The sequence below is a fragment of the Streptomyces montanus genome (assembly GCF_005786655.1).
Taxonomy (GTDB): domain Bacteria; phylum Actinomycetota; class Actinomycetes; order Streptomycetales; family Streptomycetaceae; genus Streptomyces; species Streptomyces sporangiiformans.
Genome location: NZ_VBZC01000050.1, coordinates 20,875 through 43,659, shown reverse-complemented (window position 1 = coordinate 43,659; position 22,785 = coordinate 20,875). Strand labels below are relative to the sequence as shown.

24 protein-coding genes and 1 pseudogene are annotated in these 22,785 nt (G+C 69.5%); 15 read left to right on the top strand and 10 right to left on the bottom strand.

The window, feature by feature from the left end:
* The first annotated feature begins 35 nt into the window (after positions 1 to 35).
* Genes FE633_RS34465 through FE633_RS34445 form a run of 5 tightly spaced genes read left to right on the top strand, consistent with a single transcriptional unit; the run spans position 36 to position 4,305 of the window.
* The gene (locus FE633_RS34465) at positions 36 to 1,670 is read left to right on the top strand and encodes a sensor histidine kinase (RefSeq protein ID WP_138049103.1); all 1,635 of its coding nucleotides are present in this window, start codon (positions 36 to 38) and stop codon (positions 1,668 to 1,670) included.
* 5 nt (positions 1,671 to 1,675) lie between these two features.
* Positions 1,676 to 2,086, top strand: coding sequence for a roadblock/LC7 domain-containing protein (locus tag FE633_RS34460; RefSeq protein WP_119105052.1), 411 nt, complete (start codon positions 1,676 to 1,678; stop codon positions 2,084 to 2,086).
* Complete coding sequence (locus tag FE633_RS34455) at positions 2,083 to 2,454, top strand: DUF742 domain-containing protein (RefSeq protein ID WP_119105053.1); 372 nt, start codon at positions 2,083 to 2,085, stop codon at positions 2,452 to 2,454. Before FE633_RS34460 ends, FE633_RS34455 begins: the two co-directional genes overlap by 4 nt.
* On the top strand, positions 2,435 to 3,055 hold the full coding sequence (locus tag FE633_RS34450; protein ID WP_138049102.1) for a GTP-binding protein: 621 nt from the start codon (positions 2,435 to 2,437) through the stop codon (positions 3,053 to 3,055). Before FE633_RS34455 ends, FE633_RS34450 begins: the two co-directional genes overlap by 20 nt.
* Positions 3,052 to 4,305 carry a cytochrome P450 gene (locus FE633_RS34445; protein WP_138049101.1) on the top strand — a complete coding sequence of 418 codons (1,254 nt, stop codon included), beginning with the start codon at positions 3,052 to 3,054 and terminating at the stop codon, positions 4,303 to 4,305. Before FE633_RS34450 ends, FE633_RS34445 begins: the two co-directional genes overlap by 4 nt.
* A gap of 114 nt (positions 4,306 to 4,419) precedes the next feature.
* On the opposite strand, the gene FE633_RS34440 is transcribed toward FE633_RS34445, so the two are convergent.
* Entirely contained in the window at positions 4,420 to 5,451 is a 1,032-nt protein-coding gene (locus FE633_RS34440; protein WP_138049100.1) for a 7-epi-alpha-eudesmol synthase, read from the bottom strand.
* Positions 5,452 to 5,824: 373 nt separating this feature from the next.
* On the opposite strand from FE633_RS34440, the gene FE633_RS34435 reads away from it, so the two are divergent.
* Complete coding sequence (locus tag FE633_RS34435; protein WP_138049099.1) at positions 5,825 to 6,217, top strand: VOC family protein; 393 nt, start codon at positions 5,825 to 5,827, stop codon at positions 6,215 to 6,217.
* 15 nt (positions 6,218 to 6,232) lie between these two features.
* On the opposite strand, the gene FE633_RS34430 is transcribed toward FE633_RS34435, so the two are convergent.
* The 3 genes from FE633_RS34430 to FE633_RS34420 form a co-directional block, all read right to left on the bottom strand.
* A complete protein-coding gene (locus FE633_RS34430) occupies positions 6,233 to 6,721 on the bottom strand; it encodes a peroxiredoxin (protein WP_138049098.1) in 489 nt (162 codons plus the stop codon).
* A 69-nt stretch (positions 6,722 to 6,790) separates the two neighbouring features.
* Positions 6,791 to 7,093, bottom strand: a complete 303-nt coding sequence (locus tag FE633_RS34425; RefSeq protein WP_138049097.1) for a DUF4235 domain-containing protein — start codon at positions 7,091 to 7,093, stop codon at positions 6,791 to 6,793.
* 46 nt (positions 7,094 to 7,139) lie between these two features.
* Positions 7,140 to 8,186 carry a glutathione S-transferase family protein gene (locus FE633_RS34420; protein WP_138049096.1) on the bottom strand — a complete coding sequence of 349 codons (1,047 nt, stop codon included), beginning with the start codon at positions 8,184 to 8,186 and terminating at the stop codon, positions 7,140 to 7,142.
* A 97-nt stretch (positions 8,187 to 8,283) separates the two neighbouring features.
* Here FE633_RS34420 and FE633_RS34415 point away from each other — a divergent pair.
* A pseudogene (locus FE633_RS34415) lies at positions 8,284 to 9,238 on the top strand (cation diffusion facilitator family transporter).
* A gap of 164 nt (positions 9,239 to 9,402) precedes the next feature.
* On the opposite strand, the gene FE633_RS34410 reads toward FE633_RS34415, so the two are convergent.
* Positions 9,403 to 9,852 (bottom strand): nitroreductase family deazaflavin-dependent oxidoreductase, encoded by a 450-nt coding sequence (locus FE633_RS34410; protein ID WP_138049095.1) that lies wholly within the window; start codon positions 9,850 to 9,852, stop codon positions 9,403 to 9,405.
* Positions 9,853 to 10,015: 163 nt separating this feature from the next.
* Here FE633_RS34410 and FE633_RS34405 point away from each other — a divergent pair, with 163 nt between their 5' ends.
* On the top strand, positions 10,016 to 10,474 hold the full coding sequence (locus tag FE633_RS34405) for a nuclear transport factor 2 family protein (protein WP_138049094.1): 459 nt from the start codon (positions 10,016 to 10,018) through the stop codon (positions 10,472 to 10,474).
* Positions 10,475 to 10,498: 24 nt separating this feature from the next.
* Positions 10,499 to 11,014, top strand: coding sequence for a flavoprotein (locus FE633_RS34400; protein ID WP_138049093.1), 516 nt, complete (start codon positions 10,499 to 10,501; stop codon positions 11,012 to 11,014).
* A gap of 161 nt (positions 11,015 to 11,175) precedes the next feature.
* On the opposite strand, the gene FE633_RS34395 is transcribed toward FE633_RS34400, so the two are convergent.
* Entirely contained in the window at positions 11,176 to 12,036 is an 861-nt protein-coding gene (locus tag FE633_RS34395; protein ID WP_138049092.1) for an endo alpha-1,4 polygalactosaminidase, read from the bottom strand.
* Positions 12,037 to 12,321: 285 nt separating this feature from the next.
* On the opposite strand from FE633_RS34395, the gene FE633_RS34390 reads away from it, so the two are divergent.
* Positions 12,322 to 13,188: a YwqG family protein gene (locus FE633_RS34390; RefSeq protein WP_138049091.1), complete on the top strand. Its 867-nt coding sequence runs from the start codon at positions 12,322 to 12,324 to the stop codon at positions 13,186 to 13,188.
* A gap of 97 nt (positions 13,189 to 13,285) precedes the next feature.
* Here FE633_RS34390 and FE633_RS34385 read toward each other — a convergent pair whose 3' ends face one another.
* A complete protein-coding gene (locus FE633_RS34385; protein WP_212747318.1) occupies positions 13,286 to 14,398 on the bottom strand; it encodes a sensor histidine kinase in 1,113 nt (370 codons plus the stop codon).
* Positions 14,391 to 15,086, bottom strand: a complete 696-nt coding sequence (locus tag FE633_RS34380; protein WP_138049090.1) for a response regulator transcription factor — start codon at positions 15,084 to 15,086, stop codon at positions 14,391 to 14,393. The genes FE633_RS34385 and FE633_RS34380 overlap by 8 nt, the downstream gene beginning before the upstream one ends.
* Before the next feature lie 86 nt (positions 15,087 to 15,172).
* On the opposite strand from FE633_RS34380, the gene FE633_RS34375 reads away from it, so the two are divergent.
* From FE633_RS34375 to FE633_RS34360, 4 genes are all read left to right on the top strand, one after another.
* A complete protein-coding gene (locus FE633_RS34375; protein WP_171060234.1) occupies positions 15,173 to 15,808 on the top strand; it encodes a M15 family metallopeptidase in 636 nt (211 codons plus the stop codon).
* Between the two features lie 155 nt (positions 15,809 to 15,963).
* Positions 15,964 to 16,950 carry an endonuclease/exonuclease/phosphatase family protein gene (locus FE633_RS34370; protein ID WP_138049122.1) on the top strand — a complete coding sequence of 329 codons (987 nt, stop codon included), beginning with the start codon at positions 15,964 to 15,966 and terminating at the stop codon, positions 16,948 to 16,950.
* Positions 16,951 to 17,087: 137 nt separating this feature from the next.
* Positions 17,088 to 18,104 carry an NAD(P)-dependent oxidoreductase gene (locus FE633_RS34365; protein WP_212747317.1) on the top strand — a complete coding sequence of 339 codons (1,017 nt, stop codon included), beginning with the start codon at positions 17,088 to 17,090 and terminating at the stop codon, positions 18,102 to 18,104.
* 101 nt (positions 18,105 to 18,205) lie between these two features.
* Entirely contained in the window at positions 18,206 to 18,853 is a 648-nt protein-coding gene (locus FE633_RS34360) for an HAD-IA family hydrolase (RefSeq protein WP_138049088.1), read from the top strand.
* 42 nt (positions 18,854 to 18,895) lie between these two features.
* Here the strand turns inward: FE633_RS34360 and FE633_RS34355 are convergent, their stop codons facing one another.
* Positions 18,896 to 19,738: a phytanoyl-CoA dioxygenase family protein gene (locus tag FE633_RS34355; protein WP_138049087.1), complete on the bottom strand. Its 843-nt coding sequence runs from the start codon at positions 19,736 to 19,738 to the stop codon at positions 18,896 to 18,898.
* A gap of 62 nt (positions 19,739 to 19,800) precedes the next feature.
* Here FE633_RS34355 and FE633_RS34350 point away from each other — a divergent pair, with 62 nt between their 5' ends.
* On the top strand, positions 19,801 to 20,721 hold the full coding sequence (locus FE633_RS34350) for a helix-turn-helix domain-containing protein (protein ID WP_138049121.1): 921 nt from the start codon (positions 19,801 to 19,803) through the stop codon (positions 20,719 to 20,721).
* A 30-nt stretch (positions 20,722 to 20,751) separates the two neighbouring features.
* Here FE633_RS34350 and FE633_RS34345 read toward each other — a convergent pair whose 3' ends face one another.
* A complete protein-coding gene (locus tag FE633_RS34345; protein WP_138049086.1) occupies positions 20,752 to 22,569 on the bottom strand; it encodes a glycoside hydrolase family 9 protein in 1,818 nt (605 codons plus the stop codon).
* Positions 22,570 to 22,785: the final 216 nt, after the last annotated feature.

Sequence of the window (22,785 nt, the reverse complement as noted above, 5' to 3'; positions counted from 1 at the left end):
CCCCCTGTTCGATCGTGTTGCTTCGAAGGATGCACATGGAACTTGCCACCCCGCCGCCGGCGGCGCGGGCGCCGGTCACTTGGTACAGCTGGTGGGCGCTGCCGCTGACCTTAGGTGCTGGGACCGTCGCCGCCGCGATCACGGGCTCCGGCCAGACCCGAATAACCGCGATCGTCGCCGGTGCCGTGGCGACAGCGGCAAGTGCCGCCTGCGTACGGCTGCTTGTCCGGTCCCAGCATCAACTGCGCCGGAGTGCTGGTGAGTTCAGGAACGCGCAGGCCGAGCACTCACAGCAGTGGCAGCAGCATGTGGCCGGCCTGGAGCGGAAGTACGCGGCCGAGCGTGGGACCCATGACGCGCAGCTGGCCGAACAGGCCCAGGCGTACGAGGCGCGGATCGCCGAGCAGGCCCAGGCCTGGCAGGAACAGCTGGACCGGCAGCAGGCCGCCGTCGCTCTGCTCGCCGAAACCCAGCTGCCGGACGCGCTGAAGCGGCTGCGCGCCGGTGAGGCCATCGACGACGTGCTGCCCACCGTCAACCAGTGCGCGGAGGTCAGCCCCGACCTGCGGGCCGAACTGCGCAAGGTCCTCAGGACGGCCCTGATCGGCGTGGAGGAGGAGTTCAACCGCTCCACGTCGGCCGAGCAGGCCGTCATCAGTATCGGCAACCGCATCCACGTGCTCACCAGCAAGCTGCGCGGTCGGCTGCACGAGATGCAGGGGGAGCACGGCAGGCTGCCCGCCGTGGCCCACGGGCTGATGGAGCTCGACCAGGAGATCGGTCCCGCCGACTGTCTGGCCGCGAGCATCGGCGTACTCGGCGGCTCGGACCGGCCCGGCCGGCAGTGGCAGGAGCCGCAGCGACTGCTCAGCGTGGTCCGTGGCGGCATCGGCCGGATCAAGGACTTCGAGCGAGTCCAGGTCCGGCATCTGCCCGAACTCGGCGTCGACGGCGGCCTGGTGGACCACCTCACGCTGGTCTTCGCCCACCTCCTGGACAACGCGGCGCGCTACTCGCCGCCCACCGAGCCTGTGGTCGTCTCCGGCAAGGAGGTGCCCAACGGCGTCGGTATCGAGATCCAGGACTCGGGCAAGGGGCTGAACGAGGAGAAGAAGCGTGAGGCGCTTCAGTCGCTCGAGGGCGAGGCATCCGGCCCCGGTCTCGGTGGTGTGTCCGAGGACGCTCATCTCGGACTGCGAGTGGTGGGCTCCCTGGCCCGCCGCTACGGCATCAGAGTCACCTTCGCGGACTCGCCCTGGCTCGGCACCTCGGTGGTAGTGGTGGTACCGCACAAGTATTTCAGCCCGCTGCCCGCCGCCGTCACGGCTCCGGCTCCGGCCGCCCAGGTCTCCGCCGCGGCCGAGCCGGACGCTGAGGCGGCCGCGCCCGAACCCGCTCAGGTTCCCGTGGAAGAGGCCGGGGACACCACTCCGGGCGGACTGCCCAGGCGTCGCAGGCGAGTGGAGTCCGCGCGGCCGAAGCCGGCCGAGCGTGACGACGGGTCCGGTACCACGGCCTCGCACGCCGTGCCGCCGGACGCGTCCTTCACCGGTCTGGCCGCCTTCGCCACCGCCGGCCGGGAGTCGGCCGACGGAGACGGGCCGACCGCCGAGCGCGAGCCGGCAGCCGGACGTGAGTCCACCGAGCACAGCACTGAAGAGAGCGACTAGTCCACATGACGCAACAGGGAACCGACGTGAGCTGGGCGCTCCGCGATCTGGTCGAGAGCATCAAGGAGATCAGTTTCGCCCTCGTGGCCTCCAGCGACGGCAAGGCGATCACCTCCTATGGTGCCGACGATCCCGACGATGTGGACCGTTTCGCCGCCGTGGTGGCGGGCCTGCAGGCGCTGGCCCAGCCTGTGGCCGGGCACTTCCCCAAGTACGGGGGGCAGCTGCGCCTTGCGATGATCGAGGTGGACGGCGGACACCTCTTCGTCGTGCGGGCCGGCGTGGAGACGTACCTCGGAGTGCTCGCCAGGGAAGGGCTCGACCAGGGCCTGCTCGGCCATCAGATGAGGGATCTGGCCCGCAGGATGGGTGAGCTCCTCGGCACCACTCCGCGCCTGGAGGAGCGCACTGGATGAGTGGTCCCCGCCGACCCACGGACCCGTCCGGTCTCGAGCGCTACTACGTCCTCACAGGTGGCCGCAGCGGACCGGGCGGTTCGGCGTCGAGCCTTGACGTGGCGACCCTCATCATCTCCCGCGCCGCCGCCGTCCCCGGCCTGCAGCACGAGCACGAGGAGATACTCCGGCGCTGCCGCGATCCGCTGTCGGTCGCCGAACTCGGCGCCCACCTCGGATTGCCGTTCAACATTCTCGCGGTGCTCCTGGCCGATCTGCTGGACGCAGGCCGCATCGAAGCCCGTGACCCCATCCCGGCGTCCGACGCCGGCCGCGGGCCCGACCTCGCGCTCCTTGAGGAGGTACTCAGTGGACTTGAAAGGCTTTGACCATCCCGGCCGGCACACGGCCGAGGGCACGGTGCCGGCCGGCGCCCGCTCGGTGAAGGTGATGATCGCCGGCGGGTTCGGCACCGGAAAGACCACCATGGTCCGCTCGGTCAGCGACATCAAGCCGCTCACCACCGAGGAGACGCTGACCCAGGCCAGTGCCGACGTCGACAACCTGATCGGGGTGGCCGACAAGCAGGAGACCACCGTCAGCCTCGACTTCGGCAAGATCGGCATCAACGAACAGCTGGTGCTGTACCTGTTCGGGACGCCGGGGCAGGAGCGGTTCTGGTTCCTGTGGAACGGCCTGTTCAAAGGTGCGCTCGGCGCCGTCGTCCTGGTCGACACCCGGCGGCTGGCCTCCAGCTTCCGGGCGATCGAGGAGATGGAGCGGCAGAACGTCCCCTTCGTCATCGCGCTCAATGTCTTCCCCGACTCCAAGGAGCACCCGATCGAAGAGATCCGGGACGCCCTGGACATCTCCCCGCACACCCCGGTCGTGGCTTGCGACGCCCGTGACCGGGAATCCAGTCGTGACGTACTCATCGCCCTGATACGTCATCTGAAGGAACGCTCTGCCGTCGCTCTGGAGTCCCGATGACCGATCAGCCCCAGAACGGTTCCGAAGCCCCGCGGGGCTGCCCCGTCGCACATGGCGGGGGAGACGAACTCACGCGCCTGTACGGGCCCGAGGCGGCGAGCGACCCGCACGGCATCTACGCCAGGCTGCGCAAGGAGCACGGGCCCGTCGCGCCGGTACTGCTCGAAGGTGACGTCCCAGCGTGGCTGGTGCTCGGGTACCGGGAGAACAGACGGGTGCTCGACAATCCCCGTCAGTTCAGCCGGGACGCGCGGATCTGGCGAGACTGGAAGGAGGGTCGTGTCGAGAGCACCTCACCACTGATCCCGATGCTCGGCTGGCGTCCCGACTGCGTGTCCCAGGACGGCGAGCCGCACCGGAGGCTGCGTGGCGCGGTCACGGACAACCTGCAGGCCGTGGCGAGCCGAGGCATACGCCGTCATGTGACGCACTTCGCGAACAAGCAGATCGACGCGTTCGCCGACAAGGGCAGCGCCGACCTGGTGATGGAGTACGCCGAGTATCTGCCGATGCTCGTACTCACCAGGGTGTTCGGACTCGCGGAGGGGGAGGGGCGGCGGTTGGCCGAATCCTCCGCCCAGGTGCTCAAGGGAGGCGAGGACGCCCTCCTGCACAACGACCGCATCATGCAGATCCTCGGCGAACTCGCCGAACGCAAGCGTGCGGAGCCCGGGGCCGACTTCACCACCGGACTGCTCGAGCATCACGCCGGCCTCGACGACGACGAGATCCTCAGCCACCTGCGGCTGGTGCTGATCGCCGCGCACACCACCACCAGCAATCTGCTGGCCCGGGTGCTGCAGCTGGTCCTCACCGACGCCACCAGGCTCGCCGGGCTGGTCAGCGGGCAGCTGAACATCTCCGCGGTCGTCGAAGAGGTGATGTGGAACACCCCGCCGCTGGCCGTCCTCCCGGGTCGCTTCGCCGCCACCGATCTCGAACTCGGCGGACACCGGCTCCAGGAGGGCGACCTGCTGGTGCTCTGCCTGACCGCGGGCAACGTCGATCCGGAGATCCGGCCCGACGTCGGCATCTCCGTGCACGGCAACCAGTCGCATCTCGCGTTCAGCGGCGGTCCACACGAGTGCCCGGGGCAGAACATCGGCCAGGCCATCATCGAGACGGCCGTCGACGTCCTGCTGCACCGCGTGCCGGGCCTGCGCCTCGCGGTGGCGCCCGAGGAGCTCAGCTCGACGGCCTCGACCTGGGAGGCACGACTGGACCGTCTCCCGGTCGAGTTCGCCGTGTAGAAGTCAGCGCGGCACAGCAATCTGTGCCGCACAGAAGCCCGTTCGGCCGGCCACCTCACGGATGGCCGGCCGAACGGGCTTCTGTGCGACAGGCCGCGAGGAGACCCTCCGACGTCAGACCGTGAGCAGGTCGTCCACCGATCCCCGGCCCGCCAACTCGGCGGCGGCCGCCGGGCTTTTCTTGTCCGCGGCGTACCGCCCCGAGGTCAGCGCCCACTCGTAGTTGCCGTTGATCCAGTGCTGGATGGCCTCGATGCCCATCCGTACCCGCTCCCGCTCGTCCTCGTCCAGGCCGAGCTCGTCGTACATCTGCGGTACTTGGGCCTCCAGTTCGAGATACTGGTTGAGACACTCCGTGGTCATCCGGAACGCCTCGTCGGCCGCTTCCTCCCAGGTGCACCGGTTCTCCCGGTGCAGGACGGCTATCAGGTTGTGTCCGTCCCCTCGGCGTTTCTCGCGCTCGAAGGAATGGATGTCGTTCATGAACCCGATGGTGTCCGCGGCGAGATCACGCATCCTGATCATCAGCGGATGCGCCTGCACCTGAGCCGGAACCTCGAAACCACGACTGCGTTCACCGGCGTCGATGCTGTGGTGGATGCCGACCGTGCGGCGGCGGAACTCGGTGTACTCGTCGAGGTCGAGCGTGCCCGCCAGGCCTCGGGCCGCCAGGTCCACCTCCTCGGTGTGCGCCACGAGGAACCGGCCCCAGGAGGCCGCGAACCGCGTACGCCACGCCAGCGACATACCCTCCGAAAGATGCGCCCAGACCTCCGCCCAGGCCATGGTGATCGGGCAGTCCACCCGGGGGGTGCTGCCCGCGGGACGCAGCGGTGTGACGATGAGCTCCCGCGCCACGTCGGCTATCCGGTCGGCACGGTCAGGTCTACTGGCGTCGAACTGGTCATCGAACAGGAAGGCCAGTGAGAACCAGTTCATGAGGACGACCATGTCCTCGGCCGAGGCGTGGGGATAAGTGCGGGCGGCGGCCTGGGGCAGGTCCCAGGACACGTACTCCTCGAAGCCGGCCTGGCTGCGCACCAGGCGCCGGTCCCACACCCAGCGCAGATGTCGCGCCCGGGCGTGATCGAGGTGCTCACTGATGGGGGTGTCGAACGGGAGGTCGAACTTGACGTCCTGCGGCATTCGCGTCCTCTCCTGGAGACGGTTCACAGAGCCCCCCACCCTGCGGGCGGGCGATCGGAACTTGACGCCCGCCAAACTCGAACTGCGCTTCCCGAGGCGAAAGTTGACTCGATTACGCTACGAGGCTGCCCTGATCGTAAATGATCTATGCCGTGACCTCCGTGACTTCTTCGTGACCTTCGTTACTCTTTTGAGCTCCTGTGGCCGAATGCATACGCTTGTGTCCGGCACAGCGGAGTGATCGAGCTCACCGGCCGGTACCTCATGCGGGAGGTCAGCGGCTCGCGGACGACTGATTCCGTGCGGCGGGGTACCCGATGGCGGGGAGCGACGGGCGGGAACGCCGCCGCGTCCGGCCCCGTACGGAGGAGACATGGCACTGGTAGTGGCAGGCGTGGTGGTACTGGACTGTGCCGAGCCCGAGAAGCTCGCCGCGTTCTACGAGGAGTTGCTCGACGCCAAGCAGACGGACGCGACCGCGAACCGCGTGGAGATCAAGGGCGGTGAAGGGCTCCGCATGGCGTTCCGCCGGGACATGACGGCCACCCCGCCGAGCTGGCCGCGGCCCGAGAACTCCCTGCAGGTCCACCTCGACTTCCATGTGGAGGACCTCGACGAGGCGGAGCGCAAGGTCGTATCACTCGGCGGGCGGCCGCTGGACACCAAGGAGGCGGCCGGTCCGTTCGAGGAGCGGGGGTACGCCGATCCGGCCGGCCACTCCTTCACACTGCGCCGCATGCGCGACACGGCGCCCAAGTCGGGCTGAGCGCCCGGGAGTCGGTCAGCCCTGGCGAGTCGGCCCGTCGGCCCGGTGGGCGCGCAGTGCCGCCAGGGCGCGGTCGGCGTGCGCGCTCATCCTGATCTCGCTGCGCACGACTTCGAGTATCTTCCGGTCCTCGGAGATGACGAAGGTGACCCGCTTCGTGGGCGCCATCGTGAAGCCCCGCTTCACCCCGAACCGCTCGCGGATCTCCCCCTCGGGGTCGGACAGCAGCGGAAACCCCAGGGTGTGCTTTCCGGCGAACTCCTGCTGCCGGTCGACCGGATCGCCGCTGATGCCCACCGGCCGCGCCCCGACGGCGGCGAACTCGGCGGCCAGGTCGCGGAAATGGCACGCCTCGGCGGTGCAGCCGGGAGTCAGGGCGGCCGGATAGAAGAAGAGGACGACGGGGCCGTCGGCCAGGAGCTCGGAGAGCTGCCGGGAGGTTCCGGTTTCGTCGGGCAGCGCGAAGTCCTCGACGGTGTCGCCCACCTCTGTCCGGTTCTTCATGGCTCGATCCCTTGGCTCCTGGCCCCGCGGCCCCGCATGTGGACGCCAACCCTACTTGACGGTAAGAAGTCAGTCCCGGCCGCCCTTGTCGCCCGCCGGCCACACTCCGGTCGCGCGTTCGACGGCCGTCGCACCCGAACGGTCCACGGCGCTGCGGACGACGGCGAAGATGGCGCCCTGGATGGCCGCGGCCAGCAGCACCTCGCCCCAACTCCGGTCCTTGTCCAGTGCGTCGGGCGCGTCCTCCTCGTGCCGGATCGCCTGCCACGTCTTCTGGAAGGCCAGGCCGGCGAGGGCTCCGCTCGCCCAGCCGAGCAGGAACCCGAGGGGTTTGTAGGCGAGGGGCAGCTTCATCTTTTTCTTCTTCGGCATCGCTGTCTCCTTATGTCTTTGTATCTTTGAGTCTTTTCTCTGCGGCTCAGGTCGTTCCTCGGCCTGTGTCATCCTCCGGTGGCCGGCCGGCCACCGGGACCTCCTCGCCCTCGGGTATGGGCCCCGGCGGGGTCCCGTCGCCGAACGGACGGCCGCCGAGCTCCTCGCGGCGATGAGGCGTCAGCCAGCCCGACAGATCGGGCCCGAGCGGCACGATGCCGGTCGGGTTGATGCCCGTGTGGACCTGGTAGTAGTGACGCTTGATGTGATCGAAGTCGGCGGTGTCGCCGAAGCCGGGCGTCTGGTAGAGGTCGCGTACGTAGGCCCACAGGACCTGGTTCTCGGTCAACTTCCAGCGGTTGCACTTGAAGTGGCCGTGGTAGACGGCGTCGAAGCGGACCAGCGTGGTGAACAGCCGGATGTCCGCCTCCGTGATCGTGTCGCCGACCAGGTAGCGCCGGTTGCCGAGCCGCTCCGTCAGCAGCTCCAGCCGTCGGAAGAGACGCTCACAGGCCTCGGCGTACTCCTCCTGATCGGTGGCGAAGCCGGCCCGGTACACCCCGTTGTTGACGTCCTCGTAGACGTCCGCCATGACCTCGTCGATCTCGTCGCGCAGCCGCGCCGGGTAGAGATCGGGTGCCCCGTCCCGGTGCAGGGCCGTCCACTCGGTGGCCAGGTCCAGGGTGATCCGCTGGTAGTCGTTGGTGACCAGACGGCCGCTGGGGACGTCCACGATCGCGGGCACGCTGACGCCACCCGGATACTCCGGCTCCCGCGCGTCGTACGCCTCGCTCAGGAACCCGATGCCGAGTACAGGATCACGGCCGCCCGGATCCAGCGTGAAACGCCAGCTGCGGTCGTCCTGGACGGGGTCGGTGATGGCCATCGACAGGGCGTCCTCGAGCCCCAGCAGCCGGCGCGAGATCACCGCACGGCTCGCCCACGGGCAGGCGCGGCTGACGACCAGACGGTAGCGCCCGGCCTCGACCGGCCAGCCGTCCCGGCCGTCCGCCGTGATGCGATCGGTGAAGTGGCTCTTGGAGCGCCTGAAGGGCTTCCTCCCATACGCCCGGTTGCCCTCGGTGCCGCTCATCACGCCTCTCCTTCCTGACGGGTCCCTGGGAGGACGAGTTCCCCGGATTTGGCCGTCACCCCCGTGTGAGGGCGCGCGACCGGGGCAATCGGCCGAAGTGAGCCATAAGCCGTTGACCCGATCGGACCGCAGGACACGCCTCACCGTGCTCGTGGCGCTGGCCGCGAACCTCGTCATCGCCGTGGCCAAGGCCGTGGGCGGCTTCGTCGCGGGGTCGCCGGCGCTGCTCTCGGAGGCGGCGCACTCGGTGGCCGACAGCACGAACGAGGTGTTCCTCCTCGCCGCCCTGCGCCGCAGCCGGCGTCGCGCCGACAGCCGCCACCCCTTCGGGTACGGAAAGGAACGCTTCTTCTGGTCCCTGCTGGCAGCCGTCGGCATCTTCGTGATGGGCGGCTGCTTCTCCTTCTTCCAGGGTGTGGAAGCCCTGAGCCGGGGCGCCGCGGAGTCCTACGACGGCTATGTGGCGGGGCTGGTGGTCCTCGGTGTCGCCCTCGTCTCCGAGGGGGCGTCCCTGCTGCGGGCCCTGCACCAGGTGCGCACACAGGGCGGCGCCTCCGCAGCTCGCGACCCGGCCCTGCGGACGGTGGTCGCGGAGGACGGCACCGCCGTGCTCGGCGTGACCCTCGCGATCACGGGGCATGGCGCTCCATATGAGCACCGGGCAGGTCGTCTGGGAGGCGGCGGCGTCGTTCGCCATCGGGGCACTGCTCGTGTACGTGGCGTACCGGCTGGGGCGTGAGGCGCGTGACCAGCTGATCGGCCGTGCCGCCGATCCCGAGCTCAGCCACCGTGTCCGGGCCCTGCTGGCGGCGCAGCCGGAGATCGACTCCGTGGAGTCCCTGCTGACCATGCAACTCGGTCTGGACTCGACCCTGGTGGCCGCCCGGGTCGACCTCACGCCCGGCCTGGACAGCGAGGACGTCGAACTGGTCGCCGAGCGGATCAAGCGGTCGGTGTCCCATACGGCCCCTGAGGCCGAGCAGATCTTCCTCGACGTGACGGACGCGCCGACCGCGAAACGGGACGCTCGTCGGGGGCCGCGTGGGGGCTGACCTGCCCGGAAGGGCGGCCGGCCGGGCCCCGGGGCGGACAGCGATGGGCCCCGCCGCGACGGGGGAGCGCGGCGGGGCCTGAAGGTCGTGTGCCCGGCGCACGACGGTTCATTCCTGCCGGGCCCGCCAAATCTTCCGGAGAACCTGCCGGACCGTGATCGCCGTCAGTGCCCGCCGGCCGGTTCCAGGACGAAAACCGGGATCTCGCGGTCGGTCTTCTTCTGGTAGTCGGCGTACGGCGGATACGCCGCGACGGCGCGCTCCCACCACAAAGCCTTCTCCTCGCCCGTCACTTCACGGGCGATCATGTCCTGGCGCACCGTGCCGTCCCGGAGCTCGACCCGCGGATCGGCCAGGACGTTGTGGTACCAGACCGGATGCTTGGGCGCGCCGCCCAGGGAGGCGACGGCGGCGTAAGCGCCCTCGTGCTCCACGCGCATGAGCGGGGTCTTGCGTACCTTGCCGCTCTTGGCGCCCCGGGTGGTCAGCAGGATCACGGGCATCCCCGTGTCCATCAGCGTGGTCCCCTTGGTCCCACCGGAACTCTCGATCAACTCCACCTGCTCACGAACCCACTGCGTGGGGCTGGGCTCGTACTCGCCCTCCAGAGGCATGCCTTCGTTCCCATCGTCGTGTGCGTGCTGAACCATTCCAGGCTCACATCTACCCCACAGAACTCAACCATGCCCAGGGGTGTCCGGCCCCGGTCATGCAACGATGGTTCTCCCTGTCGGGGACACCGCCGCTGGCCAGGACATCACCGTCGAGAGGAAGTCCATGACCGACCGACCGCCCCTGCCACCCTTCACCCGTGAGACCGCGGCGCAGAAGGTCCAGGCGGCCGAGGACGCCTGGAACACCCGCGACCCCCACAAGGTCGCGCTCGCGTACTCGGAGGACTCGGTCTGGCGCAACCGCGACACCTTTGTGACGGGCCGCGCCCGCATCGTGGAGCTGCTCACCGAGAAGTGGCGCCGCGAGCAGGAGTACGCCCTGCGCAAGGACCTCTGGGCCTTCGACGGCAACCGCATCGCCGTCCGCTTCCAGTACGAATCCCATGATGCCGACGGTCAGTGGTGGCGCTCGTACGGCAACGAACTCTGGGAGTTCGACGAACACGGTCTGATGACCCGGCGCGAGGCCGGTATCAACGACGTACCGATCGAGGAGAAGGAGCGCCGGATCTTCGGCCCGCACCCGGACTCGGAGCGCGGGGACTCCTTTCCCCTCCAGTAGGGCCTGTTCAGTAGGCTTCGGACGGTGACCGAACAGGCCGGGAAACCCTTCCTCTACGTCGTCGTCTGCGCCGCCGGAGTCGCCGAGGGCGTCGGCGCGTTGATCACACTCGCCCAGGAGCGCGACTGGGACGTCGGCGTCATCGCGACCCCGCTCGCGACGGGCTTCTTCGACACCGCCGCGGCCGAGGAGCAGACCGGACGGATGATCCGCTCCGCCTGGCGGTCGCCGGGCGACCCGCGGCCCTTCCCGGACCCGGACGCCGTCGTCGTGGCGCCCGCGACGTTCAACACCGTCAACAAATGGGCGGCCGGGATCTCCGACACCCTTGCCCTCGGCACGCTCTGCGAGGCGTACGGCCTCGGCGTCCCGATCGCCGTACTCCCTTGCGTCAGTGAGGCGTTGGCCGCCCACCCCGCCTACCAGGAGAGCCTGAAGCGGCTGCGCGGGATGGGCGTCCGGTTCGGCGAGCACTCCTTCGGCGGTCCGGTGGAGGGCGGGTTTCGCTGGGAGCGGGCCCTGGAGCTGCTGGATCCGTAGCTCCGTAGCCGAGTAGCCGAGTAGCCCGGTCCGCCCGGACCGGCTCAGTGGCCCAGCTCGGCCAGCAACTCCCGTTGCAACAGCGCCCGATGAGCCCGTACGAGGTCGTCGCGGCCAACCGGGCACAGAACACCTCGAGTTCGACTCATCGGGGTCTCCCGTCAGCGGGTCTCGCGGACGTAGTCGGCGCTGCCCGGCTTCGACACCAGCACATCCCGGCGCACGATGCACAGCCGGTCACCGAAGCCCGAACGGGCCTTCTTCAGGCCGTTGTCCGTGTACTCGATCACGACGACCCGGTCATCGAACGCCTTGGCGTACTCACCGCACTCGTCGTATTCGCCGCACTCCTCCGCCACCGCGAAATCGAGCCCCGTACGGGACCGGAAGCCGGCCAGCTCCACCGTGTTCTTCTGTGCGATGGCCAGGCCCCGGGCGTGCGCGTGCGCGGAGAGAAGCTTGATGAAGGACGCGGCGTCGTTCGCGGTCAGCAGGCGGCGCGAGCGGGTGTAACTGTCGTAGTTGTCCGGCTCGACGGCGTCGTAGCCCTTGGCCGCGCAGCCGTCGACCCACTGGTTGATCCGGTCCGCGATCCGCTTGCGTTTGGCAGACGTACCGATGTCGAGCAGTGCCTCGCCCCAGTCGCCGTCCACGACGACCTTGCCCGTCCTGTCGCGCAGCAGCAGCTCTGCGGGCCAGTCGTCCCGCTCGTCCGGCTGGGCCTGGAAGGCGTTGACGTAACAGATGTTGTAGAGACCGGGGGCGGGCGCGTCCGTGCGGTCGCGGCTGACGATGCGGACTCCGGCCGGCGGAGAATAGGAGCCGCCGATCTGGTAGTCGAAGCCGACGTGCCGGGGCGGCAGCCGGACGCTCCTGGGCGTCGGGGCCGGCGTCGGCTTCCGTTTCGCGGTGTCGGCCGGGTCGTCGTCGGACCAGGACGTACAGGCGGCCAGCGCCGCGAGGGCGACCAGAGCAGCGGCTGCCCTGAGGCCTCCGGCGCGGGCAACACGCTTGACGGGCATGTCCGCTCCATCAATCGCGAGTACGACCCCGCCTCGGACGCCTACAGCGATCCTGGCGACTTTGGCCGGACTTGAACCATGTCCGCTACCGGCTGGGCGCACCTCTGCGTACCGGGCTGCACGCCTCGGCACGCCAGGATCAAAGCGTGGGAAATCGCGCGCGTCAAGTAGGTGCCCGCCTCCTTGGCGGCTTCTCCCAACCGACTCGCTGTCAGGCGCGAGTTAGCGCGGCAAGTGGATGGTGTGCGGGGCGGCCTGTCAGTGGTGCCGTGCATGATCGGGCGCATGGTTCACGGATCCTCGGATGCTCTGCGCTCTCTCGCCCTGCGGCACCTGTCTCCCGACGTTGCCGCGCAGTGGCTCGGTCTGCTGCGCCCCGGATTCCGACTTGAGGTAGCCGCAGGCTCGGACAACCTGGTCGGTCATCTCGGTGGTCGGCCGAAGCTGCCGGCGGATACGGACTGGCCTGTGTGGGAGGGGCACGGGCCGCTCTCGTTCATCGCTTCGATCGACTGCGCGGCGCTGCCCGCCGATGCTCTGGATATCGACCTGCCGGACGCGGGGAGGCTGCTGTTCTTCTACTTCGACGGTCAGCTGGATGACGGTGATGCTCTCGTGCTGCCGGAGGATCGAGAGAGCTGGGCGGGCGCCCGAGTGCTCTACGTACCGGCCGGCGAAGAGGCGCTGGAGCACGAGACGCCCGCGGAACTCGAGCCGTATCCCGTGGTGTTGCTGGCCGGCCGGGTGGAGATGACGGCGGCCGAGCCCTGGCATCCGCGGATCCGCGAGACCTTCGCACCGGGTGCCCCGCTGGGGCAGCGCTACGACCACCCCGTGTGCACTCAGGAGTTCCTCGACGCGCTCTGGGAGTTCGACGACGCGGCGGGCCACCAGATCGGTGGCCATGCGCATGCGGTTCAGAACCCGGTGGAGATGGAGATCGCGGAAGCGGTCCTGGAGGGGGAGACGTCCTGGGACGATCCCCGGCTGTCGAAGGAAGCGGGCAGTTGGGTGCTGCTGGCGCAGTTCGACAGCGAGGACGCCGCGGACATGATGTGGGGTGACGCCGGGGCCCTGTACTGGCTGATGCGCCCGCAGGACCTGGCCGAGCGGCGATTCGACCGGGCCATGTTCACCTGGCAGTGCAGCTGATGGCCACCAGGTCATGTCGCGTACTCGAACCCGCAGACCCTGATCGGTCAGTGACCGCCTGTTCACAACAGTGGCGGCGCATCAATTCCCTGATTCATTACCTGTCGGCGTGCGGGGCTGTCGCGGGTAGTTCCACAGTGATGCGGATCCCGCCGGCAGAGCGCGGGGTGAGGGTGAGTGTTCCGTCGTGTGCGTGGGTGATGGTCTTGACGATTGCCAGGCCGAGGCCGACGCCTGCGTGGTCGGCGTGTATGCGCTCGGTGCCGCGCTGGAACGGTTCGGTGAGTGTCGAGGCCAGTTCTGGAGTGAGCTTCTCGCCGGTGTTCTCGACAGTGAGCACCACAGTCTTGGGGCGGACGCTGGTATTGACCCACACGGTGCCCTGTTCAGGCAGGTTGTGGACGATCGCGTTGTGCACGAGGTTCGTGGTCAGCTGCAGCAGGAGCGCTTGCGATCCGATCTTGGGGGTGATGTCGCCGGAGGTCTCGATGGTGACGCCGTGCTTTTCCGCGAGGGGGAGGAGTGTTTCGGTGGCCTCTTCTACGAGCAGGGACAGGTCGACAGGTTCTCGGGTGAAGGACCTCTGGTTGGCGTGGCTGAGCAGGAGCAGTGCTTCAGTGAGGTTGATCGCTCGGGTGTTGACGGCGTGGAGGCGGTCGATGACTTCGCCGGCGTCGTGGTTCGGATCGGTGCGGGCCACGTCGAGAAGCGCCTTCGAGATCGCCAGCGGGGTGCGCAACTCGTGAGAGGCGTTGGCTGCGAATCTCTGCTGTTCGGCGACGTGCGCTTCGAGCCGTGCGAGCATCGTGTCGAAGGCGTCGGCGAGTTCGCGGAACTCGTCTTTGCGGCCCGGTAGCCGGATCCGGTGGGAGAGTGATCCGTTCGTGGCCATGCGTGTGGCGTTGGTGATCCGGGTCAGCGGGGCGAGCATCCGGCCGGCGAGGATCCACCCTCCCACGAGGCCGAACACCAGCAGGAACGCCAGCACTGCGGCTGCCCTCGGAGCGAAAACGTTCAGGAGGGCGGACCGGACAGGAAAAACACCACTCGTGGGCTTGTCATCGGGGTTGATGAGCATCGCGCGGTCGGGGACATAGCGGAGGAGGAACACCCACACCGCCGCGAGCAGCAGGGCGCCGGCCAGCATGAGGAACCCGGCGTAGCTGAGGGTGAGTTTGAGGCGAACGCTCAACCCAGGTGCCCTATCCACGCTCGCCTCCCTCGTGTCCGGCCTCCGGTTGCGTGTCGATGCGGTAGCCGACGCCTGGCACGGTGGCGATGATCCAGGGTTCGCCGAGCCGTTTGCGCAGTGCCGAGACGGTGATGCGTACGGCGTTGGTGAAAGGGTCGGCGTTCTCATCCCATGCGCGTTCCAGGAGTTCTTCGGCGCTGACGACACCGCCCTCGGCAGCGACGAGGGCTTCGAGCACGGCGAACTGCTTCCTGGTCAGCGCGACATAGCGGCTGTCCCGGTACACCTCTCTGCGGAACGGGTCCAGCCGCAGACCTGCGATCTCTCGCACGGGAGGCCTGTTGTGGGCGCGTCTGCGGTCGAGTGCTCTGAGCCTGAGCACGAGTTCTCGGAGTTCGAACGGCTTCGTGAGGTAGTCGTCGGCGCCGAGCTCGAACCCGGAGGCCTTGTCGTCGAGCCGGTCGGCAGCGGTGAGCATGAGGATCGGCATGCCGCCGCCGGAGGCGACGATGTGTTTGGCGATCTCGTCACCGGACGGTCCGGGGACGTCGCGGTCGAGGACGGCGATGTCGTAGGCGTTGACGCTCAGCACTTCCAGAGCGGTGTCACCGTCACCCGCGATGTCGGCCGCGATCGCTTCCAGGCGTAGGCCATCGCGGATGGCTTCTGCCAGATAGGGCTCGTCCTCGACGATCAGCACACGCATGCTCCGAGGCTACGAGCCGACGCATATCGTCGGCGTATCGAAAACCAGATACGTGCCGGCAACACCGCGCTGCCTTGACTGGCGGTATGACTCGAACCCCACCATTAGCACGAACAACGCCCCGCCGGATCCGCCGGCTCCTTGTCGTCGGCCTGCTGGTCGTCCTGGCAGTGATCACCGCAGCCCTCGGCTACCAGGTGGCGAAGTCCTCGTCCTCTTCGGCCGCATCACCCTCGAATGCTCTTCGCAGTGACCACCTTGGTGCGCTCGGCGAGGCTGACGGTGTCGTCCCCGACGGTGTGACGGTCTTCGATGACGCGATTCCGGCTCTGGCCAACCTCGATCCAGGCCTGCTCAAGGCCCTCCGCCAGGCTGCAACGGCTGCCGCGGACGACGGAGTCGAGTTCTACGTCAACAGCGGCTGGCGTTCCCCGGGGTACCAGAATCAGCTTCTTCGCGAGGCGGTCTCCAAGTACGGGTCTGAAGACGAGGCCGCCCGAAGGGTGGCCACCGCGGCGACGTCTCCTCACGTGTCGGGGGACGCGGTCGACATCGGGCACTCCGATGCGACGGCGTGGCTGTCCGACCATGGTGCCGAGTACGGGCTGTGCCAGATCTACAGGAACGAACCCTGGCACTACGAACTGCGCACCCGTGCCATCGATCGTGGTTGCCCGCGCATGTATGCCGACCCCACCCAGGACCCGAGGATGCAGCAGTGACCGGCAGTGAGCGCGGACAGACAACGGCACAGGTGGACACGGCGGAGACCGGACAGGGCGGCGCCGGCCACCGGGATGCCGACTCCGGTACCCGGCGCTCGGGCATCCGCCGGGACACCGGCGCCGGGCCCTGGCGCGCGCGCATCCGCCGGGCGATCCGCGCCGGCTCCCTGCCGGGGCCCTGGAAGCGCGGCCTGGTGCTAGCGGCGCTGGCGCTGCTGCTCGGAATGCTCATGCTGCTGCACACGAAGATCCCGAACCGGATCGGGGGCCTCGGCAGCCTGGTGGAGACCTTCCTGCCTTGGTTCGGCCTGTTCATCCCGGTGCTGCTGGCCGGAGCGCTCTGGCGCCGCTCTGCCTCCGCGGTGGCCGCGCTGCTGCTGCCGGTCACGGTGTGGCTGAACCTCTTCGGCGGGCTGCTCAGCGACAAGTCCCACTCGGGCAGCGACCTCACCGTGGCCAGCCACAACGTCGGCGCCGACAACCCCGACCCCGCCGGCACCGCCCGCGACCTGGCCGCCTCCGGTGCGGACGTGCTGGCACTGGAGGAGCTGGCCCAGCAAGCCAGGGGCACGTACGAGACGGAGCTGGCGAAGGCGTATCCGTACCACACGGTCCAGGGCACGGTCGGGCTGTGGAGCAAGCTGCCGCTGTCCCACACCCAGCCGGTCGACATCAAGCAGGACGTCGGGCCGCTGGCGGACACCAAGCCGGCCGACGTCAAGATGGCCTACAACCGGGCGCTCCGCACCACGGTGGCCACGGACCACGGGGCGCTGGCGGTCTATGTGGCCCACCTGGGGTCCGTACGCGTGAATCCCAGGGCGGGCTTCTGGACGGATTCGCGGGACAGAAACGCGCGGGCGCTCGGTGCGGCCATCGCCGCCGAGCGGAACGAGCGGGTGGTGCTGCTCGGCGACCTGAACGGCACCACGGACGACCGCGCGCTCGCCGACATCACCTCGCAGCTGCACTCGGCCCAGGACGCGGCCGGGGACGCCTTCGGCTTCACCTGGCCGGCGCGGTTCCCGGTGGCGCGGATCGACCAGATCCTGGTCCGCGGCGTGAAGCCGGAGAGCTCGTGGTCGCTGCCGGCCACGGGCAGTGACCACCTGCCGGTGGCGGCCGGAATCAGCTGGTGAACACCGCATAATGGCCGGCGCTCCACCTGCTGCAGATGGCACTTGTCTTCGTCAACACGCTGGTGAGGAAACCTGGGTGGGCGCGGCTACCGTTTCCTGAGGTCGTCACCCCGTTCCGTACGGATGCAAGGAGAGTCGTGAGCACTCAGGACAAGCCGCTCGTGATCCTGCGCGCCGCCCCGCACCCCGTGGACCGGATCTTCACGCCGGCCGCGCTGGCTCTGCTCCACGAGCGTTTCACCGTCGTGGAACCGGACTCCGAAGCGGCGCTCGACCGGGCCCTGCCCGACGCCTTCGCCGTCGTGGGGCAACCTGACCTCCCAGCCGAACGGCTCACGCGGGCAGGCGAGTTGAGGGCCGTGCTCAACGTCGAGGGCAACTTCTATCCGTACGTCGACTACGAACTCTGCTTCGAGCGCGGCATCCACGTCCTGAACTGCGGCCCCGCGTACGCCCAGGCCGTCGCCGAGTACGCACTCGGCCTCGCTCTCGACCTGGCGCGAAACATCAGCCGCGAGGACCGCGCCTTCCGCGCCGGACGCGAGCGGTACGTGTCCGACGGCAACGCCGACGCCGTACTTCTGCGCGGCTCGGACGTCGGCCTGATCGGCTTCGGAAACCTCGGCCGCAGCCTGTACCCGCTGCTGTCGCCCTTCCGCCCCACCATCCGCGTCTACGACCCCTGGCTGCCGCCCGCCGTATTGCGCGAGCAGGGTCTCGTCCCGGCCACGCTGGACGAGACCCTGGCCCGCAGCCGGTTCGTCTTCGTACTCGCCACCGCCACGGAAGAGAGCCGTCATCTGCTCGGCGAGCGTGAACTCGGCCTGCTGTCCGACGGCGCCCGGCTGGTGCATGTCAGCCGAGCACCCGTCGTCGACTACCCGGCGCTGCTCGCGCGGGTCGCCCAGGGCCGTCTGCTGGCGGCCATCGACGTCTGGCCCGATGAGCCCGTCGCCCCCGACGACCCCGCTCGCGACCTGGAGGGACTGGTGCTCTCCGCCCACCGCGCGGGCGGCATCCCGGAGGCGTTCCGGACCATCGGCGACATGGTGGTCGACGACCTGACACTGATCGCCCGAGGCCTGCCGCCCGTCCGCATGCAGACCGCCGCACCCGAACTCGTCCACCGCTACCGCAACCGTCCTGTCACGTGAGGGAATCCATCACCGACAATCCATGAAGGACGCAGATGAAAGACCCAGATGAAAGACCCAGATGAAAGACCCGGACAAAGGACGCTGATGAAGGACTTCGCATGAACATCCCCTGCCGGGGCCTCCTCTTCGACAACGACGGCGTCCTGGTCGACTCCGACCCGGGCGTCGAACAGGCATGGAGCCAGTGGGCCCGTGACCGCGGCCTGCCCGCCGAGGAGGTCACCGCGATGGTGCACGGACGGCGCTCCGCCGACACCGTCGCGCTGCTCGTCGCCGACCCGCCGGAGCGGGCAGCGGCCCTCGCCGAGATCGACCGTCTGGAGATCGAGGCCGCCGCTCTCACGACCGCGCTGCCCGGCGCCCTCGACCTCCTCACGAGCCTCCCGGAGGAGAGTTGGGCCGTGGTGACCTCCGGCGTCACCGCGCTCGCCCGGGCCCGCCTCGCCGCCGCCGGCCTGCCGCTGCCGCCCGTGCTCATCGCCGCTGACGACGTCAGCCACGGCAAACCGGCCCCGGACGGCTATCGCGCGGCGGCGGAGAAACTCGGGATCGACCCGGCCACGGCTGTCGTCTTCGAGGACAGTGTCGCCGGGGCCACGGCGGGAGCGGTGGCCGGGGCGTACGTCATCGGAGTCGGCCGGCGGGGACTCGCCACCGACGCCCCGGTGGTCGTCACCGATCTGCGCGGGCTGACCTGGCGCGACGGCCTGCTCGACCTCACAGCCGCCCGCCTCTTGCGGTCCTGACCCGGTCCTACCCCCGTCCTACCCCGGTCCTGACCCGGTGCTTCAGTGCGGGCCCGCCGGCGCGAACTCCGTGCCGCACGGGCCGGCGCCCTCGCTCTCCCGCAGAGGGACGGGATCGCCGCTCATCGACAAGGTGCGGTAGAAGGTCCCGATGCGCTCGGCCGAGCGGCCCACGTAGTGGCCGATGTACGAGCGGCGGAAGCGGTCGGGGCTGTGGTTCGGCTGCGATCCGTGCACCAGGGTGCCGTTGAAGAACAGGACGTCGCCCGGCTCCATGTCGACCGGCACGGTGGCCAGGCCGGGCGGCGGCGGTACGTACTCCCGCGCGAAGGACAGCCCGGCGTCCGCCTCCTCGGGGCAGAAGAGGTCCATCCGGTGCGTGCCCGGCACCACCTCCAGGCCGCCGTTGTCCCGGTCGATCACGTCGCAGGCGATCCACGCGGCCACACACGTGCCGGGCTCGACACGGAGATAGAAGTTGTCCTGGTGCAGGGCCTGGCCCCGGGCGCCCGGCGGTTTGAAGTAGAACATGCTCTGGGCCGCCAGGACCTCCTCGCCGAGCAGGGTCTCCAGCACGCTGCGCAGACGCGGTTCGAGGAGGAAGCGCAGGGCCAGGTCGTTGATCCTGTGGGGGTGCATCACACGGGGGTAGCGGTGCAGCGGATCGGCGTGACCAGCGGGGCCGCCGGTCTCCGAGGCGCGCGGTTCGAAGTGGCCGGGCACCGGACCCGCGGCATGCAGAGCCGTGAACTCCGCGTTCAGATCGGCGATTTCGTCCCGGCCGAACAGACCGCGCAGCACGGTGAAGCCCTCCTCCTCGAACTGCCGGTGACCGGCCTCGGGCAGGATGGGGTCACCGGAGGTGCCGATGTCCATGGCTGTCATGCGTTCACCCTTCAGACGGTGTTCCGTGCCTGCCACGCTAGGCCGCCGTGCGTCTCGAAGGGATGACCGTGAGCGCTGAGGAATTGCCCGAGCCTGCTGTCCCCTCGCCGCCGCCCGGCCTGGTGACCGTCGGGCGCTTCGACGAGCGGCCCGGCTACAGCGTCAACCGGCCCGGCGGCTCGGGCAGTTGGCTGTTCACCTGGACCACCGGCGGGCACGGACGGCTGCGCCAGGGCACCACCGAGACCCGAGCGGGCGCGGGGGACCTGGTGGTCCTCGGCCCCGGTGTGCCCCACCGGTACACGGTCGAGCCGGGCGCGCGGCACTGGGCGTTCTGGTGGGCCCACTGCCAGGCCAGGCCGTCCTGGGCGGGCTGGCTGCGGCCGTACGCACTCGGCGACCGGCTGTACGCCGTCACGCCGGTCCCGAACACCGTCCACGACCGTGTGACGTCGGCGTTCCGGCGCATGCTGGCCGACGCGCGGTGGACAGGGGAGGGCGGCCCACCCGGCGCCCTCACCGCTCCGCAGGCCTCCGCGGACGGCCAGGTCGCCGTGGCCCACGGAACCGCCGCCCGCGAACTGGCCCTCTGCTCCCTGGAATCGGTCGTACTGCTCGCGGCCGCAACCGCGCGCACGGAGCCCCGGCGATCCGGCATCGACGCACGCGTCCGCCGGGCCGAGGCGCTGATCGCCGCGGACCCGGGCGCCCCGCACACCGTGGCGTCCCTGGCCGCGGACGTCTCGCTCTCGCCCTCCCGGTTCGCGCACCTCTTCAGCCGGCAGCTCGGCCAGTCCCCGATGCGGGCGCTGCTCGCCGCCCGGCTGCTGCACGCCGCCCGGCTCCTTGAGGCCACCGATCTGCCGGTGGAACGGGTGGCGGCGGCCTCCGGCTTCACCAGCCCGTTCCACTTCAACCGCGTCTTCCGGCAGCGCTACGGCACGCCTCCCGGCGCGTACCGGGCGGGGCTCCGACCCCCGTAGGGGCGCATCCCCGTCTCCGTGTCTCCGTGCTCAGTCGCGTTCGGCGGCGTAGGCGGCGAGCCAGGCCAGGGGGGCGTTCCAGTTGATGGCCACCTCGTTGGTGGAGTACGAGCCGATGTCGTCGATGAAGCAGGCCGCCGGCGCGCAGCCGGTCAGATGCTCCTGTGCCACGGGGTCCTGCAGGGCACTGTTGGGACCGCCCGCGAGAGAGCCCGCCGGAGGGTTCGGCAGCGAGGGGTCGAGCTGGTGTGCCCAGAAGCGGTGGTGCTGGTTGCGGGCGTACGTGTCGCCATAACCGGTGATGTAGGAGACGTCGAGCGCGTTGCGGCCCAGGAGGTAGTCCATCGTCTCCAACACCCCGGCGCGATAGCGCTGTTCGCCGGTCAGCTCGTGGGCGACGGCCATGACGACGGCGTTGTTGGTGACCTGGCTGTTGGAGCCCCACACGTACGCGGAGGCGGGGATCGGCACGGCGTAGCCCTGGCCGGCCATCGTGGACAGATACCCGTCCGCGGCGGCCGTCACCGACGCGCGCACGCGCGCGATGTCGGCGGCGGGCAGCCCGTTCGGCACGGTCGCCAGGGTGAGCCTGCCGAGCGCGGCGGTCTCGGGCCAGGCGAAGCCGGACGGGGTGAACGCGCCCGCCGAGGTGTGCCAGGACGAGGAGGTGACCGCGTGCCGGTAGACGCTCTCCCCGGTCGCCGCGTACAACTCGGCGGCCGCCCAGTAGAACTCGTCGGTGACCTGCGCGTCGCTGTACGCGCCGCCGCCCGTGCTGTCCGAATCCGGCGCGTACAGGGCCGGGTTGGCCTTCGCCGCCGTCCAGGCCCGGCGGGCGGCTGCGAGGCAGCGGTTCGCGTACGAGGCGTCGTACGGCCGGAAGACGCGCGCGCACTGCGCCGCGGTGGCCGCGAGGTTGAGCGTGGCCGCGGTGGACGGACGGTGAAGTTCACGCCGCTGGGCGTCCTGCTCGGGCCGGGTCGGCAGGGCGGTCCAGGCGGCGTCGTGCACCTTGTGGAACGCCATGCCGTCATACGGCCTGCCCTGCGGCACCTGCATCCGCATCAGGAAGTCGAGTTCCCAGCGCGCCTCGTCCAGGACGTCCGGTACGCCGTTGCCGCGCTCGGGGATGCGCAGGGTCGAGTCCCCGAGTGCCGCGTCGGTGCCCGCACGCTTCGCCCGCGCGAAGGAGTCGACGAGCAGCCAGGTGGAAATCCCGCCGTTGACCACGTACTTGCCCTGATCGCCCGCGTCGTACCAGCCGCCCCTGACATCGAGGCTGTAGTCGCACACACCGGCCTGGCAGGGGACAGCGGTGTCGCCCTTGTTCGGCGCCACGCCGAGATGGCCGGCCGGGCGCGCGTACGCGGAGCCCACGAGCGAGGCCTCGATCGGTGTGCCGCTGCGCTGGTGGTGGAAGAAGGCCATCGCGTCGGACCGCAGGCCGTCGTAGAGGTCCGCGCGGATGTCGAAGGGGGTGCTGCTCTGCCCATCGACGATCAGGGCGTAACCCGAACCCGCCTGCCGGTACGAGGAGAAGTCCGCCACATGGGTCGCGTCCTTCGAGGCCGCGTCCGTGCCGCGCACGACGGTCGGGCCGGTGGCGACCGTGGCGCCGGACGCATCACGCAGCCGCCAGGTGAGCGGCTGAGTGGCTGAACTGACCACCGTGGCACGCTTGGGACCGTCCGGCAGATAGCCCGCCTGGTTGACTCGCACGGGGCTCGTCGCGGCGGCGGCCGTGTCCGTGGCGGCCTCCAGCCCTGTCGCTGTGGGGGCGACGGCCAGACCGCCGGACAGCAGGTTCGTCACCAGCAGAATGGTCGTCAGGTTTCTTCCCCTGTGCATGAACCGCCTCCCGGTGTCCGGTCAATGGGTTCGTGCAACCCGTTCCGAATGAAGGAAAGGGGTGTGGGAGCGCTCCCATTTTGGAGCATTGCATGGGCATGCCATGTCGTCAACGCTCCGGCGGGTGTGGTCGCGATGTGGCTGAGATGGCTCGTACGTCAAGATGTCCATACATATTCCGTTGGCATACCCAAGGTTCGAGACCTCCTGTTTTCT